The sequence below is a fragment of the Haloferax sp. S1W genome (assembly GCF_044593955.1).
In the GTDB taxonomy this organism is placed as follows: Archaea; Halobacteriota; Halobacteria; order Halobacteriales; family Haloferacaceae; genus Haloferax.
The window spans coordinates 474,292-490,454 of sequence record NZ_CP172595.1 but is presented as its reverse complement, the minus strand read 5'-3'; the positions used below and the strand labels follow the sequence as shown (position 1 = coordinate 490,454).

At 61.8% G+C, this 16,163-nt stretch carries 15 protein-coding genes; 10 read left to right on the top strand and 5 right to left on the bottom strand.

Annotation, left to right across the window (positions count from 1 at the left end):
- Positions 1-30: 30 nt before the first annotated feature.
- Positions 31-810, bottom strand: coding sequence for an alpha/beta fold hydrolase (locus ACH9L7_RS02640; protein WP_396612202.1), 780 nt, complete (start codon positions 808-810; stop codon positions 31-33).
- 273 nt (positions 811-1,083) lie between these two features.
- Between ACH9L7_RS02640 and ACH9L7_RS02635 the strand changes: the two genes are divergently transcribed.
- Both ACH9L7_RS02635 and ACH9L7_RS02630 read left to right on the top strand, forming a co-directional pair.
- On the top strand, positions 1,084-1,332 hold the full coding sequence (locus ACH9L7_RS02635; protein WP_396612201.1) for an Hsp20/alpha crystallin family protein: 249 nt from the start codon (positions 1,084-1,086) through the stop codon (positions 1,330-1,332).
- A complete protein-coding gene (locus ACH9L7_RS02630) occupies positions 1,333-3,597 on the top strand; it encodes a CDC48 family AAA ATPase (protein ID WP_396612200.1) in 2,265 nt (754 codons plus the stop codon).
- A 284-nt stretch (positions 3,598-3,881) separates the two neighbouring features.
- Here the strand turns inward: ACH9L7_RS02630 and bcp are convergent, their stop codons facing one another.
- From bcp to priS, 3 genes are read right to left on the bottom strand one after another with little or no spacing between them, the layout of a single operon-like run.
- Complete coding sequence (gene bcp, locus ACH9L7_RS02625; RefSeq protein WP_396612199.1) at positions 3,882-4,340, bottom strand: thioredoxin-dependent thiol peroxidase; 459 nt, start codon at positions 4,338-4,340, stop codon at positions 3,882-3,884.
- 36 nt (positions 4,341-4,376) lie between these two features.
- On the bottom strand, positions 4,377-5,354 hold the full coding sequence (locus ACH9L7_RS02620; RefSeq protein ID WP_396612198.1) for a DNA replication protein: 978 nt from the start codon (positions 5,352-5,354) through the stop codon (positions 4,377-4,379).
- Positions 5,351-6,508 (bottom strand): DNA primase small subunit PriS, encoded by a 1,158-nt coding sequence (priS, locus tag ACH9L7_RS02615; RefSeq protein WP_396612197.1) that lies wholly within the window; start codon positions 6,506-6,508, stop codon positions 5,351-5,353. The genes ACH9L7_RS02620 and priS overlap by 4 nt, the downstream gene beginning before the upstream one ends.
- Before the next feature lie 108 nt (positions 6,509-6,616).
- Here priS and ACH9L7_RS02610 point away from each other — a divergent pair, with 108 nt between their 5' ends.
- The 8 genes from ACH9L7_RS02610 (at position 6,617) to ACH9L7_RS02575 (ending at position 14,955) form a co-directional block, all read left to right on the top strand.
- Complete coding sequence (locus ACH9L7_RS02610; protein ID WP_396612196.1) at positions 6,617-7,603, top strand: aldo/keto reductase; 987 nt, start codon at positions 6,617-6,619, stop codon at positions 7,601-7,603.
- Between the two features lie 154 nt (positions 7,604-7,757).
- Positions 7,758-9,311 carry a substrate-binding domain-containing protein gene (locus tag ACH9L7_RS02605; protein ID WP_396612195.1) on the top strand — a complete coding sequence of 518 codons (1,554 nt, stop codon included), beginning with the start codon at positions 7,758-7,760 and terminating at the stop codon, positions 9,309-9,311.
- Between the two features lie 132 nt (positions 9,312-9,443).
- The gene (locus ACH9L7_RS02600; RefSeq protein ID WP_396613317.1) at positions 9,444-10,391 is read left to right on the top strand and encodes a carbohydrate ABC transporter permease; all 948 of its coding nucleotides are present in this window, start codon (positions 9,444-9,446) and stop codon (positions 10,389-10,391) included.
- 1 nt (position 10,392) lies between these two features.
- Positions 10,393-11,352 carry a carbohydrate ABC transporter permease gene (locus ACH9L7_RS02595; protein ID WP_396612194.1) on the top strand — a complete coding sequence of 320 codons (960 nt, stop codon included), beginning with the start codon at positions 10,393-10,395 and terminating at the stop codon, positions 11,350-11,352.
- Between the two features lie 2 nt (positions 11,353-11,354).
- Positions 11,355-12,542 (top strand): ABC transporter ATP-binding protein, encoded by a 1,188-nt coding sequence (locus tag ACH9L7_RS02590; RefSeq protein ID WP_396612193.1) that lies wholly within the window; start codon positions 11,355-11,357, stop codon positions 12,540-12,542.
- A 56-nt stretch (positions 12,543-12,598) separates the two neighbouring features.
- Positions 12,599-12,802: a hypothetical protein gene (locus ACH9L7_RS02585; protein WP_396612192.1), complete on the top strand. Its 204-nt coding sequence runs from the start codon at positions 12,599-12,601 to the stop codon at positions 12,800-12,802.
- Between the two features lie 227 nt (positions 12,803-13,029).
- Positions 13,030-14,118 carry a Gfo/Idh/MocA family protein gene (locus ACH9L7_RS02580; RefSeq protein ID WP_396612191.1) on the top strand — a complete coding sequence of 363 codons (1,089 nt, stop codon included), beginning with the start codon at positions 13,030-13,032 and terminating at the stop codon, positions 14,116-14,118.
- Positions 14,119-14,163: 45 nt separating this feature from the next.
- Entirely contained in the window at positions 14,164-14,955 is a 792-nt protein-coding gene (locus ACH9L7_RS02575; protein ID WP_396612190.1) for a hypothetical protein, read from the top strand.
- A gap of 75 nt (positions 14,956-15,030) precedes the next feature.
- Here the strand turns inward: ACH9L7_RS02575 and trmB are convergent, their stop codons facing one another.
- Positions 15,031-16,092, bottom strand: a complete 1,062-nt coding sequence (gene trmB / locus ACH9L7_RS02570) for an HTH-type sugar sensing transcriptional regulator TrmB (RefSeq protein WP_396612189.1) — start codon at positions 16,090-16,092, stop codon at positions 15,031-15,033.
- Between the last annotated feature and the right edge of the window lie 71 nt (positions 16,093-16,163).

Genomic DNA, 16,163 nt, shown 5'->3' with positions numbered 1-16,163 from the left:
GGTGTTCAGACTCGACGGTCGTGGGAGTGTTCAGATTCGACGGTCGAGGAAGTCCTGCACGGCCGCGTTGAACGCCTTCGGCTGTTCGAGCATGGCGAGGTGTGCCGCGTCTTCTATCGTCGCAAGTTCGCAGTCGGGAAGCTCCGTTGCGAGGTACTCGTGATAACTCGGCGGCGTCAGTCTGTCGTGCTCGCCGACGAGCGCCAGCGTCGGCACGTCGATGTCCCCCAGTTTGTCGCGCACGTCGAAGGTGTGACACGAGTAGAAGTCGCGGCGGGTAACCGCCTGTCCCGCGTCGTACATCGCTTGCTTCGAGCCTTCGACGAACCGCTCGTCAGTCGTGTGAAGCAGGTGGTCGTCGCCGTGGAGGAACTCGACCGCCTTGTCGAAATCGTCGTCCAGCCATTCCAGCAAGTCTTGGAGGACCGAGAGTTTTGCCCCGGTACCCGTGAGAACGAGCGCGTCGAGGTCCAGTTCGCGTTCGAGTGCGAGCGTCATCGCGACGGCTCCACCGAGCGAATTTCCGATGAGAACGCTCGCGTCGGTTTCGTCAGCCACGGCGACCACGTCGTCTACGTACGCCGAGAACGTCTCGTACCCCGCATCGGCGTCTACGTCGTCGCTGTCGCCGTGGCCGCTGAGGTCGAGCGCCGCGACGGGATACTCGTTCGCTAGTCGGAACTGTCCGCGCCACGCACCCAGTGCGCCGCCGCTGCCGTGGATACACAGAATCGTCGGGCCATCGCCGCCCGCGTCACGGATGCGATAGTTCGTCGTCCGCCCGTGGTGGTCAACCGTCGCAGTCTCCATATGTGTGAACGTGTGCCCGCCGAGCGAATAAACCCCTACGACGTGGTGTGTTCTCGACCCTTTCCGGCGGGACGAATTCACAACCACTATATTATTGTTGTATGACAAATTTATTGGCCCACTAGTTTGACATTGCCTCGCCACGAACTACGTACTGAGGCGAATCGAGTGTGAACCGCAATACAACTGAAATTCGGTATACGCCGTGCCGTCACCCGATTTGTTGGGGCAAAGCTTTAATACTGAAAGCACTAACCTTGGGTTAGATATATTATGAGCATGCAACAGTTCGCCGGCGGGAACGAGCGCTTCCTTCGCCGGTACGAATACGACGACAGCTGGGTCATTGCGGCCGATGTCGGCCTCCCGGAGGACGACATCGACGTGGACATCATCGGCTCGACGGCAATCGTCATCGCCGATACCGGAAGCCGCGTGGCCGAGACGGAGTTCGAACTCCCCGCCGGCGACGCCCACGTCGACGTGCAAAACGGCGTGCTCACCATCACCATTCAAAAATAAATGAAACTCATCGTCAAACCCCTAAAGCAGAAAGACGCCGGTCGAGGACTCGCTGCTATCGACCGGGCCGCCGCATCTCAACTCGACCTCGAAGGCGGAGATTTCATCCGCATCGAAGGTCCTGACGGCGGTACCGCCATCGCCCGTGTCTGGCCGGGTTACCCCGAAGACCAGAACTCCGGCGTCATCCGTATCGACGGCCGCCTCCGGCAACAGGCGGGCGTCGGTATCGACGACCGTGTCAACATAGAGAAAGCAGACGTAAAACCCGCCCAGCGGGTCACGATTGCGCTCCCGCAGAACCTCCGCATCGGCGGGAACATCGGGACCTACATCCGCGACAAGCTCTCCGGCCAGCCCGTCACCACGGGCCAGAACATCCAGCTGCCGCTGGGTTTCGGCTTCATGAGCGCCTCCAACCAGTCGGTCCCCATCAAAATCGCCTCGACGCAGCCGTCGGGGACGGTCGTCGTCAACGACAACACTGAGTTCCAGGTCAGCCAGAAGCCCGCCGAGCAGATTTCCGACACCGCACCCGGCACGAGCGACGGTCCCTCCGTGACCTACGAGGACATCGGTGGCCTCGACAAGGAACTCGAACAGGTCCGCGAGATGATCGAACTGCCGATGCGCCACCCGGAACTGTTCAAGCGCCTCGGCATCGAACCCCCGAAGGGCGTCCTCCTGCATGGCCCGCCGGGGACTGGTAAGACGCTCATCGCCAAGGCCGTCGCCAACGAAATCGACGCCTCGTTCCACACCATCTCCGGGCCGGAGATTATGTCGAAGTACTACGGGGAGTCCGAAGAGCAACTCCGCGAAATCTTCGAGGAGGCGACGGAGAACGCGCCCGCAATCGTCTTCATCGACGAACTCGACTCCATCGCTCCCAAGCGGGGCGAGGCTGGCGGTGACGTGGAACGCCGCGTCGTCGCGCAACTGCTCTCGCTTATGGACGGCCTCGACGAGCGCGGCGAGGTGGTCGTCATCGGCGCGACCAACCGCGTCGACGCCATCGACAACGCGCTCCGCCGCGGCGGCCGGTTCGACCGCGAAATCGAAATCGGCGTCCCCGACCGCGACGGCCGCAAGGAAATCCTGCAGGTCCACACGCGGAACATGCCGCTCGTCGACAGCATCGACCTCGACGACTACGCCGACAGCACCCACGGGTTCGTCGGTGCCGACCTCGAATCCCTCGCCAAGGAGTCGGCGATGCACGCCCTGCGGCGCATTCGCCCGCAACTCGACCTCGAAGCCGAGGAGATAGACGCCGAGGTGCTGGAGAACCTGCGCGTCACCGAGGAGGACTTCAAGGAGGCGCTCAAGAGCATCGAACCCTCGGCGCTCCGCGAAGTGTTCGTTGAGGTTCCGGATGTCACGTGGAACGACGTTGGCGGTCTCGAAGACACCAAAGAGCGTCTCCGCGAGACCATCCAGTGGCCCCTCGAATACCCCGAGGTGTTCCAGCAGATGGACATGGACGCCGCCAAAGGCGTCCTGATGTACGGCCCGCCGGGGACCGGCAAGACCCTCCTCGCAAAGGCCGTCGCCAACGAGTCGGAGTCGAACTTCATCTCCATCAAGGGGCCCGAACTCCTGAACAAGTTCGTCGGCGAGTCCGAAAAGGGCGTCCGCGAGGTGTTCTCGAAGGCCCGTGAGAACGCGCCGACCGTCGTGTTCTTCGACGAAATCGACTCCATCGCCACCGAACGCGGCCGCGACTCGACGAGTTCAGGCGTCACAGAGCGCGTCGTCTCGCAACTCCTGACCGAGTTAGACGGTCTCGAAGCGCTCGAAGACGTGGTCGTCATCGCGACGACGAACCGCCCGGACCTCATCGACGCGGCGCTCCTGCGTCCCGGTCGCCTCGACCGCCACGTCCACGTTCCCGTCCCCGACGAGGAGGCCCGTCGTGCCATCCTCGACGTACACACGCGGAACAAGCCGCTGGCCGACGACGTTGACCTCGACAAAATCGCGTCGCGGACCGACGGCTACGTCGGTGCCGACCTCGAAGCGCTCTGCCGCGAGGCGTCGATGAACGCCAGTCGCGAGTTCATCACGAGCGTGAAGAAAGAGGAGATAGAAGAGAGCATCGGCAACGTTCGTGTTACGATGGAGCACTTCGTGAACGCTCTCGACGAGGTTGGCCCGAGCGTCACCGACGAGGTCAGTCGCCGGTACGAAGAAATCGAAAAGCGCTTCCAGAAGAGCGAGGTCGAACGCGACCGCAAGGACGAAACGAGCCGGACCTTCTACTAGGCACCGGCGTCCGTCGCAGCACCCGCGTACACACGTCCGACGACGCGTTCACGCGAGTCCATCGACACTCACCTCCGTCGGGTTGATTCCGGCGGATCGATACGTTCTTATTACTCTTGTCCGCTACGTAGTGGTACCCACTGCTAGGGATACTAAATTTTCAACGAGCTTCGCGTTTGTTTCACCGGAAATGCGGTGTGTCCCCCTGTGTTTGTAAAGAAGGTACTCGGGGACAAGTTGCGACTTCGACCCCGATTCCGTGGGGCGAACTCCGGGGTGGTAGTTCAGTCGTCGATGTCGGAGAGAATCTCTTCGGCGTGGCCCTCGGGCGAGACGCCTTCGTAGACGCGCTCTATGGTTCCGTCGGGGCCGACGAGGTACGTGTTGCGGAACACGCCGTCGAAGGTCTTTCCGAACATGTTCTTTTCGCCGTAGGAGTCGTACTCGCTGGAGACGCTCCCGTCTTCGTCCGAGAGAAGCGAGAACGGGAGGTCGTACTTCTCGGCGAAGGAGTCGAGGTCCGAAACTGGGTCGTCGCTAATTCCGAGGACCGCCACGTCTCGCTCGCCAAATTCGTCCCAGGCGTCGCGGAAGCCACACGCTTCTTTCGTACAGCCCGGGGTGTCCGCACGCGGGTAGAAGTAGACGACGACGTGTTGGCCGCGGTAGTCGGAGAGCGAAATCGGGTCGCCGTGCTGGTCGAGGAGTTCGAAATCGGGTGCCGTGTCACCTACAGAGAGCATACCTCGCTCTTTACACGGCGCGGAGAAGGGTCTTTCTCACTCGAGTTTTTCGGCCGCACCGCGTTCGACGAGCGGTTCGGCGTTGGCCGACGGAAGCGTCACCACGTCCTCGCTCACGAGGTCGTACTCTCGCTCGTCGATGCCGAGGATGGTCCCCACGTCGGCGGTGATACGGACCGTCTCACGGTCGTCGATGAGTCCCGCGAGGGGGTCGTCGTCGGAATCGGTGGTGTCGGAGTCGGCAGTCTCGTGGTCGGCAGCCCCGGATGCGGCCGCTTCGCTGGGTGCTGCCTCCGGTGTGTCACCTTCGTCGTCACCGAGGACCGCCGCGGCCTCGCTCGGCGGACGACTCGGGTCGTTGCTCTCCGCGTCTGCATTGGAATCCGGTGACTCGCCCGTCTCGTCACCCATCGCGCTGGCGAGGACGTCGCCTGCGCTTTCGGGGGTGGTGTCGAACGCGGGTGTAGAATCAGTTGCGTCGGGGTCCGGTTCGTCCGGCGGAATTGTCGGGTCAGACTCGGGTTCGCCCGGTGTGTTGGCCGTTCCGGGGGGAGTTGCTGTCTCGTGGGGCGCGGCCGCCCCGTGGTCGCTTGCCGACCCGAGTCCACCTGCTGGTTCGTCGGCGGCAGCAACGTCTTCGAGCGCCGAGAGGACCGTGTTTCGGTTCTCCTCGATTCGCCCGACGAGGTCTTCGAACAGTCGCTTTTCTTCGGTCGTCAGCCCCTCGGTGGTACTGGACATCCCGGCGGCAGCGAAACTCGCGGCCTTGACGACTTTGCCGACGCGGCGTTCGTAAATCGACGTGACGACTTCTTCGGCCGTTTCGATTTCGTCGGTAATCCGTCGAATTTCGGGCGAATAGTGAGTACCGAGTTCCTCCGCCTTCTGTTCTCTCGTGGCCTTCCGCTCGGCGATGTACTGAGAGACATCCTCGTAGAACGACTCGCGCAGCTGCTGCAGGCTATCTTTCTGGCGTTCGGTCCGCAGCACACTCCTGAGTTCGTCTACGTTCATTGTTTCACCTTCTCAGCTCGGCCGCGGGTCATGAGGAAAATCCCGAGACTCTCGCGTACTGATTGGACGCCAGACTGAAGTGTAAAGGTATCGCCATCGAACGTCACCGGGCCGGCGTCTGTGACATTGACGGTGATTTCCCGGCCGCGGAATCGCTCGGGGACCGCATCTGCGAGCGGGTCGAACTCGTCGAGGTCGTCTCTGTCGAGGGGCTGAACGACGAGACCTGACCCGCCGTGGAGGCTCTTCGGGAGTCGAATCAGGCGCTTCGTGTCGGTCGTGACCGGTTCGTCGATGGGCGACGTTTCGTCCTCGATGGTCTCGTTTGCGAGGGCTTCGACCAATGTGCGAACGCCGGGGCCGCCCGCTTCGACGTTTCCGTCGCGGATGGCTTCCGGGTTGTTTCGGAACGTTCCGAGGATGGTCTTCGCACGCCCCTCGCCGATGCCGTCGAGTTCCATCAGTCGTTCGAGCGCGGCGTCTTCTTCCATCTCCATCAGCCCATCTGCGAATTTGAGGAGGCGCTGGTGAGTCCGGCGGCCCCACCCGCCTTCGGTTCGGAGGACGCGCCGCGTCGTCGTTCCGTGCTGGCGCGTCTCGATGAGGCCCTCTACGTCGAGGTCGATGGCGCGGATGTAATCGACAATCTCGCGGCGCGCCTCGCTGTCGAGTTGCCGAACCGAGTCGTCCCTGACGTGGACGTGGTAGCCGCGGCCGCCGGAGAAGACGACCTGCATCTCGTCGAACGAGAAGTCGGATTCGAGCAGGTCGATGAGGTCGAAAACCGCCTCTTTCCCCGCGTCGAGCATGTCGGCGTAACTCGTCTCGTCGGGATCGACGCCGGGGAGGTGGTCGGCGTCGATGTCGAAGACGAGGTCGGCCCCCCGCCACCCTTTTTCGTCCATCGAGGACGCGCCGGGGTCGGTAAAGCGGGCTGACGAGAAGTACACGTGTCTGGGCGCGGTTCGCGCGAGGTAGTCGTCGAGGTCCCCAAGGTCGAGAAGCGACTGGTGTCGGTGCATTCGTGTGCCGCCCGCCGACCACGGGATGACGCCCCACTCCCGCTCACTCGGAGCGGGTGGCAGGGGGACGGCGACGCTCCGGTAGTAGTCACCGAACCGCCCTTCGAGGTACTCGCGTGTGCGCCCATCCATACACTCCGGATTCCAGAGGGGTGGGTAAAGCGATTACGTCTCCGAGCGTCGTTCGGGAGTTCTCTCACCACACGCACATTTTTCATCGTAGTGTGAGTATGTTTCACCATGACAGAGATGGAGTACACGTACCTCGGGAACACGGGACTGGAAGTCTCGCGCTTCTGTCTCGGGTGTATGAACTTCGGGTCGAGTGCGGAGTGGATGATGAACGACCGAGAGGCGAGTCTCGAACTCCTCGACCACGCGTTGGACGCCGGAATCAACTTCCTCGACACGGCGAACGCCTACTCTCGCGGGGAGTCAGAGCGAATCGTCGGCGAGGCAATCGCCGGGCGTGACCGGGAAGAACTGGTTATCGCGACGAAGGTGTTCTTCCCGATGGGCGACGGCCCAAACAAATCGGGTCTCTCGCGCAAGCACATTCTCGACCAGGCGCAGGCGAGTCTCGACAGACTCGGCACCGACTACATCGACCTGTATCAGATTCACCGCTGGGACGACCGCGTTCCAATCGAAGAGACGCTTTCGGCGCTCGACCACCTTGTCGATGAGGGGGTGGTCCGACACATCGGGGCGAGTACGATGTCGGCGTACAAGTTCACGAAGGCGCTGTACACCGCGGACGTGGAGAACGTCGAGCGGTTCGCCTGTATGCAACCCGAGTACAACGCCGTCGACAGACACGAGGAGGTGAATCTGCTTCCGGTCTGCGAGGGCGAAGATATCGGCGTCATCCCGTGGTCACCGCTTGCGGGCGGGTTCCTCACCGGAAAGTACGACCGAGAGAGCGACGTCCCCGCGGACACGCGCGCGGACACGGACGACTATACTACGAACCGGTTCACCGACGAAAACTGGGCCGTCCTCGACGAGATTCGTGACATTGCTGATGAGAAGGATGTGACGCCCGCACAGGTGTCACTTGCGTGGTTATTACACAAGCCGGTTGTAGACGCGCCAATCGTTGGACCGCGAAGGCTCGACCACCTCGACGAGAATCTCGGCGCTCTCGACGTGGAACTCTCTTCGGCCGATATCGAACGTATTGAGGCTCCTAAGACACCTCGATGGCCGGCTCCGGGAAAAGACTAAGTGCCTACATCCCGTCACTAGTTACCGGTTCTCACAAGTATCGAATAGATTGGAGTTCGTACTGCAGTGAATATTGACAAGTAGTTTACTACAACAGCGGTAGTAGCATCCACCAAAACTATAAATAATCACTGAACTTAGAGTACAAACTGTAATGGTTGATACTGACTCACGCAAGGGCAAACGCACTGGCGTCTCTCGACGCAGTTTCGTGAAGGCCGCTGGCGCATCGGGCGTCGCGGTCGGACTCGCGGGCTGTATTAGCACAGGTGGGGGAGACGGAGACGACGGTGACAACGGTGGTGGCGACGGGGACACCGATACTCCGATTAACACCGAAGAACCGACCGAAGACATCACGGTAAAGTGGGCTGCGGACACTCGCGTCGCCGAAAATGACGATGCAATTTTCGAGGCCCTTCGGAACGCCGGTTTGCCTGAGAATATCACGGTAGAAATCGTCGCCGGGTCTCAGGTTACGGACAACCGACAGGCGCAGTACCAGCAGTGGCTCAGTGGTGGCCGCCAAGAGCCGACGCTCCTGATGATGGACAGCGGGTGGACGATTCCGTTCATCGAGCGGAATCAGCTCCAGAACCTGTCGAAGTCGCTCCCGAGCGAGATGACCTCGGCCATCGAAGACGAGTACTTCGAGGCCAGCGTCTCGACCGCGAAGGGTTCGGACGGCGACCTGTACGGACAGCCGCTGTTCCCGGACTTCCCGACGATGCAGTACCGCAAGGACCTGCTTCGGAACGCGGGCTACACCGACGAGGACTTCGACACGTGGGCAACTGAGTCCATGTCGTGGGAGGATTTCTCGAGAATTACGAAGGAGGCCATGGAGGCCAACTCCGACGTGAGGTACGGATACACCTTCCAAGCGAACGTCTACGAGGGGCTGTCGTGCTGTGACTTCAACGAGTTCATGACCTCGTACGGTGGCGCGTACTTCGGCGGCCGCGACAACCTGTTCGGCCCCGTTGGTGACCGTCCGGTTACGGTCGACGAAGAACCCGTCCTCAATGCCATCCGGATGGTTCGGACGCTCATCCACGGCGAGGGTGACGAACACTCGCTGGAGGGCATCACGGGCAAGATTGCGCCCGAGGCCGTCCTGCAGTGGACCGAAGAACCGTCCCGGAAGCCGTTCACTGGCGGGGACGCAATCATGCACCGCAACTGGCCGTACTCCATCGTCATCAACGGTGCGGAGCCGACGGCAGAAAACGACCAGACCGGGTTCGGTGAAGACCTCGGTGTCATGCCGATTCCGTACGGCGTCACGCCCGACGAGGCCAAATACGAGGGGACTGGTGGTCCCGTCGCCGCACTCGGTGGGTGGCACATGACGATGAACCCGAACGCCACGAGCAAGAAGAAGCAGGCGGCTGTACAGGTCTTCAAGGCCATGCAGAACGAGCAGTTCCAGCTCGACATGCTCGAAATCATCGGGTGGATTCCGCCGCGTCCGTCGCTGCTTGAATCCGACCGCGCGAAACAGGTGCCCGTCATCGGACGCTACCTCGACGCGCTGAAGGTCGCCGGTAACAACGCCATCCCGCGCCCGGTCACTGTCCTGTGGCCGCAGCAGTCCGGAAAGATCTCGCAGGAGGTCAACAACGCGATGGCCCGAGAGAAGACGCCGGAGAAGGCGATGTCCGACCTCAAGTCGCAACTCGAGCAGATCGAGCAGAGCGCCGCATAAAGTCCGTCACGGGATAAGACGTACTTTTATCCCAAATAAACGTTAACAATTGTCATGGCTACAGAACAACAATCGGGGGAGACGGTTCCTGATACCCGGCGAACCGGCCCATACGCGTCGGCCGTAAACTGGATGGAATCACTCACGGAGACGCAGTTCGCGTACCTGCTTCTCACACCCGCGCTCATCCTGTTGGGGGTAATCGCGATCTACCCGTTGGTCCAGACGTTCAGCATGTCGCTGTTCGCCGACCAGCTAACGGGGACCGCACGACTGGGTGAGTTCGTGGGGCTGCAGAACTACGTGGACCTGTTCACCGGGGCACGTGACTTCGCGCTTCCGTCCGCCTTCCTTCCGACGTTCACAACTGAATTCCCGTTCGTAACAGACATCTACTCGAGTGCGCTGATGGTGACGCTCATCTTCACCCTGTTCAGCGTGCTCTTCGAAACGCTCATCGGCTTCGGCCAAGCGCTCATCCTCGACCAGGACTTCCGTGGTCGGCGGTGGGTTCGTGTCGCGATTATCATCCCGTGGGCGGTGCCCATCGTCATTCAGGGGATGATTTTCTTCCTGCTGTTCCAGCCGAACATCGGCTTTCTCATCGGCACGACCGACAACCCGGCGCTTTTGAATCAACTCGGTCTCATCGGAACAACGCCCCTGCGCGACACCGCAGACGCGTTGTTCCTCATCATCGTGGCCGACGTGTGGAAGACATCCGCGTTCATGGCGCTTCTCATCCTCGCCGGGATGCAGAGCATCGACCGGTCGCTGTACGACGTGGCGAAGGTGGCTGGCGCATCGCGCTGGCAGCGGTTCAAGCTGATCACCTTCCCGCTCATCCTGCCGACGGTGCTCGTCGCCATGCTCTTTCGCACCATCGACGCGATGCGGGTCTACGGCATCATCGAGACGATGGCTGGCTGTCAGACAGTCCCGTCGCTCTCGTGTCTCGTCGTCACCACGTTCAACGCACCGCTGTATGGAACCTCGGCAACGGTGGCGTTCGTCACTGCGGGCATCATCGCCGCCGTGGTCTCCATATACATCGTGAACTTCGCCAGCGAGGGTATCTAACATGTCCAGCGAAACTTCCGGAGTCGGCGTCGGAGGCGACGACGCAGAGATGAAACGCGGTCCGCTCGGACGCTGGGTGGACACGGCAATCAAGAACCCGGACAGAGTCTACCGCTCGATGTTCTACGTCGCGACGGTGTTCTTCCTCGTCACGACGCTGTTCCCGTTCTACTGGTTGCTGGTCTTAGCGCTCACGCCGAACCGCCTCATTACCAACATGGGGCTGGTTCCGAAGGGATTCAACCCCGAGGTGTTCATCTTGATGTTCGAACGGGTGCCGTTCCACTGGTTCATGTTCAACAGCTTCGTGCTCGGCATCTCGACGACAGTCATCGTGTTGCTCATCGCGAGCCTCGCGGGCTACGTCTTCGGACGCCTCCGGTTCCCCGGGAAGGGCATCCTGATGCTCGGCATTCTCGCCATCTCGTACTTCCCGCCGGCGGCGTTCCTCATCCCCCTGTTCGAACTGTTCACCGGGAACACCGCCCTCAGCATCGGCGCTGTCACCATCGCGTCGCCGGACCTGTTCAACACACCGGCACCGATGGTATTCCCCTTTAGCGCGTTGTTCCTCCCGCTGTCGATATTCATCCTCACAACCTTCTACGGGCAAATTCCCGACGGGTTGGAGGATGCGGCACGGGTCGAAGGAACCACGCGCCTCGGGGCGCTGTTCCGCGTCATTGTGCCGCTTTCGGCACCCGGCGTGGCGACTGCGGGTGTCCTCACGTTCATTGCGGTGTACAACGAGTTCTTCTTCTCGTTCCTGATGAACAACGGTGAGGCCTCGTCGTGGGCACCCATCGTCGCTGGTATCCTGAAATATCAGGGCCAGTTCGACACCCCGTACAACCTGATGGCCGCCGCTTCCATCGTGGGAGTCTTACCCGTGGCCATCCTTGTCATAATTGCACAGGAGAGAATCGTCAGCGGACTGACTGCAGGAGCACTGAAGGAGTAACCATGGGAGACGTTAAACTCGAACACGTAAGCAAGCACTACGACGACGTAACGGCGGTCGACGACATGAACCTCGAAATCGAGGACGGCGAATTCGTCTGCCTCGTCGGTCCGTCGGGGTGTGGGAAGTCGACGACAATGGAGATGATTGCGGGGCTGACCATCCCCTCGGAGGGGAAGGTCTTCATCGGCGACCGTGAGGTGACGAACCTCCCGCCCAAGGACCGCGGGGTGGCGATGGTGTTCCAGAACATCGCGCTGTTCCCGCACATGGACGTGTACGACAACATCTCGTTCGGTCTCCGCCTCCGCAACTACGACAAGGAGGAAATCGACCGCCGCGTTGAGCGGGCCTCCGATATTGTGCAACTCGAAGGCATGCTCGAACGCATGCCCGACGAGATGTCCGGCGGGCAGCGCCAGCGCGTCGCTATCGCCCGCGCTATCGTTCGCAACCCCGGCGTGTTCCTCATGGACGAACCGCTGGCGAACCTCGACGCGAAGCTTCGCGTCCACATGCGAACGGAACTCCAGCGCCTGCACAAGGAACTCGACACGACCATCATCTACGTCACGCACGACCAGGCGGAGGCGATGACGATGTCCGACCGTATCGCGGTCATCGACTCGGGGCAACTCCAGCAGATTGCCCCGCCGCTGGTCTGCTACAACGAACCCGCGAACCTGTTCGTCGCCGGCTTTATCGGGTCGCCGTCGATGAACTTCCTCGACGGGGAAATCACCGAAACCGGGTTCGACTCGACCAACATCGATGTCGAGTTCGACCCCACAGAACTGGGCGTCCAGGTCGGCAGAGAGGTCACGATGGGTATCCGCCCCGAAGATGTCTACCTCGTCGAAAACGAGCGGCAGGTGGCGAACCCCACCCACCGCATCGAGGCGACAACGGACGTGCTTGAGCCGATGGGTGACGAGATATTCGTCTACCTGAAGCTCACAGAGGAAGCGCACGCGGACCTCGAAGAGACGTCGATCGCCATGAACGACCAGCTACTGATGAGCGTCTCGCCCGACACGGATATCGAAGAAGACGAGGACGTTTCGGTCATCCTCGACCGTTCGAGGGTCCACCTCTTCGACTCCGAGACGGGCATCGCGCTCAGCCACGGTATCGAAAGCCTCGTTCAGGCGAGCGGTCCCGCCGACGCAGAAGCCGAAAGCGACGACTGAACAGCGCGCCAACCACCCGCACAACGGGTATTCAAACACTACCGCATCACACACCCATGGTCAACGAACTCGGCTGGCTCTATCTCGGCGGCATGACCGTCCTGTTCTTCTTCTGGGCGTACGGCATCGTGTCGTTCGTCCTCGACGTGAAGAACAAGTTCATTCCGAAGGGACGGCAGTACCTTCGAGGTCGTCGGAAGCTCAAGGAGAAAGAACGCCGCGAAGAAGAGCGGAAAGAACGCGAGGAACAACTCTACTGACGACCGGCAACGGGTCGCTTCCACGACCACCTCGATGGCGTTTCCACGACCACCTCGATGGCGTTTCCACGACCGCCTCGATGGCGTCAGAAACCGCCGTGAGACGCCACCGCCGGGGAACTGTAACCGACCGACGCCACGTGGCTGAGGGCCGGTTTGCCACCGATTCTGGCAAAACAGACCAAAGAACGTGAACCTTAACACCAACAGTAGTTAATAATTGAATCATGAGTACGGAGTCATCAGTCCGCGTCGGTATCGTCGGACTCGGCAACATCGGGCACCACCACGCAGACCGCTTGGTTGACCTCGGTGCCGACCTCGCCGGTGGACTGGACATTCAGGCCGCCGCTCGACGCCGGTTCGAAGAGAAGTACGACGTAAACACGTACGAGGAGAAAGAAAAGCTGTTCGCAGAGGTCGATGCTGTCATCATCACGACCCCGAACCGTTTCCACGAGGAGTACGCCGTCGCGGCGCTCGACTCCGGCCTCGACGTACTCCTCGAAAAGCCCCTCGCGCACTCGCTCGAATCCGCAGAGCGCATCGCCGACGCCGCCGAGAAGGCCGACGGCTTCTGTATGGTCGGGTTCAACAACCGCTTTGCCAACCCGGTCGAGGTCGTCCGACACCACTACGAAACCGGTTCGTTCGGCGACGTGTCTCACGTCGAAGCCAACTACGTCCGACGACGCGGCATCCCCGGCCGCGGGTCGTGGTTCACCTCCAAGGATATCTCTGGCGGCGGAGCGCTCATCGACATCGGCGTCCACGCAATTGACCTCGCGCTCTACTTCCTCGACTTCCCGGAGGTCGTCGAAGTCTCCGGTGTCACCCGCTCGCAGTTCGGCGACAAAGATGACTACACGTTCGTCGAGATGTGGGGCGACGACACCGGTCCCGAAGGGTTCGATGTTGACGACTCCGCGAGCGCGTTCATCCGGACGGCCGAGGGGACGACCATCTCGCTCGAAGTCGCGTGGGCGACCAACCGACCGACCAACGACGAGTTCTTCCTCCGGGGCACCGACGGCGGCGCTCGATTCGACCGCGCCAGCCACGAACTCGAACTGTACGACGGCGGTACTGGCGGCGGGAACCACCTCATCACTTCGAACGTGGATACCCAACCCAACGACACTCACAAGTCCGAACAGAAACTGTTCCTCGAAGCTGTCGCCGACGGCGAACATCCCGGCCGCAACACGGTCGAACAGGGACTCGCGGTCCAGCGCGTCATCGACGCCATCTACCGCTCGTCCGAGGAGGGTCGCGCGGTCCGCCTCGACCCCGTCGAAGCCCCGCCTGTGAACTGAACCCTCCACAACATCGAAACGCACACACGACCTACTTTTCCTATCATGACGCTCCTCGACACGCTCAAACGACCGGAGTACACTGGCGAGAATCGGTGTCTCCCCTGTACCGTCGTCAACGCCATCGTCGTCGTCGCCGTCTCGCTGGCACTCGGACTGCTGTGGATTCCGGCCGGTGTCGCGGTCCTCGCACTCGGCGCGCTCGCCGTCTATCTCCGCGGCTACGTCGTCCCGGGTACGCCGTCGTTCGCGCCCAGACTCGTCGCCGCCGTCGGTCTGGCGGGCGTCTTCGGCGACGACGAAGACGAACCGCGACAGTCTGACTCACTCGACGCCAACGTCGACCCCGAGGTAATGCTTTCGACGCTTCTCGACGCTGGCGTCCTCGTCGACGAACCCGACGGTCTCTTCGTCGCCGACGAGGTCCGCGAGGAGTGGGAATCGACGATGGCGACCCTCCGCAAGGGGAGTGACGACGAACTCGCCACTGCGGTCGAAACTGCCGTTCCTTTCGACGCCGAGGCCACGCCTGAGTACGACGGCATCGGACTCCACGGTCCTGACCTCTCGGTCTGGCTCTCACGAACGCAGGCTATCGCCGACGTTGCGACCCTGTACACCGTCGTCGAACGCGGCGTCGACCCGGCAGTCGCCCTCGCGGCGACCGAACCGCTCCGGATGTTCTCGGAGGTCTGTCCGGCCTGCGGCGGCCCAGTCGTCGAGACGACGACGCGGGACTGCTGCGGCGGCACGGCGAGTATCTACGACTCGCCGGAACAGGACGTACTCGCCTGCGAAGAGTGCGGGTCGGTCGTCTACGAGTTCGACGAGGAGTGACTGACGAACGGCCCGGTGTGAGGCCAAAAAACGGCGTGCAGTGAGGAGCGCGATTCAGAACCGGGGTATGGCGACTCAGGCGAACTGGTCGCGGTCCGGAACCTCGTCGCGGCCGAGGAGAATCTCTTGTCCTTCGATGTCTTCGAGTGCGGCGACGAGACCGCCGACTTCGACGATGCCCTCGTCGGTTTCGATGTGGAGCGAGGCGACTTCCTCGGTGTCTTCGAAGGCCGTCTCGATGACGCGGCCTTCGACGACGATTGGGTCGCCGGTTTCGATATCGCGGCCCGAGACGGAGGCGTAGAAGTCACCGTCGAGTTCGCGGATGTCCTTGACCGCGCGGCGGATAGAGGCGTAGCGACGCGGGAAGGGACGAAGCTTTCCGTCGGCGACGATGGTCTCGGCGGTGCTCCAGAGGACAGTCCCGAAGAACCCGCTCACGAGGAACCCGAGCGCGGAGCGGTTGAAGATGACGCCGTAGCGGTCGCGGTCGTCGCGCAGGGCGTCCTGCGTGGCGTAGATGGAGTACTCGCCGTCGGCGACTGCGAGGACCGGCGTGGTGATACCGCGGCGCGCACGGGCGATGGTCGCCACGTCGAGGTAGTTGAACTCGCTCGGGTCGGGTGCGCGGGAGGCGGGCGTGATGAGCAGGTCGATGCTCACGCCGCTGTCGACTGCGGCCGCGAGGTCGTCGCGGAAGCGACGCAGGAGGTCAGGCGTCAAAGAGAGGACGAGTTCGTACTCCGCGGCATCGATAATCTCCTCGATGTAGCGCAGGATGGTCGACCGCGACTTCACGAGCGAGACGGCCTCGGTGTCGCGCGCCGGGGCGGTGTACCGCGCTTCGAGTTCCTCGATGAGTTCTTCGAGCGAGGTCTGCACGTTCGAGAAGGCGTCGTCCGGGTCGACGGCGACGATTTTCATCGGCCGCGACTCCCGAAGTTCGACGAGACCGCGGTCCGAGAGACTGCGGACCGTGTCGTACACTCGTGGTTGCGGGATGCTCGTTCGGTCGGCGATTTCGCTCGCCGTTAGTTGTCCGTGTTCGAGCACAGCGAGGTACGCGTCAATTTCGTATTCACCGAGGTTGAACCGCTCGCCAACGCGCTCCATCGTGAGGCGCAGTTCGTCAGCCATGGTCGTGTCGTATACGGCATCACGTAAACCATTTACTAATATTCGAGTAGCACAACGTTCCGTAAACGGGT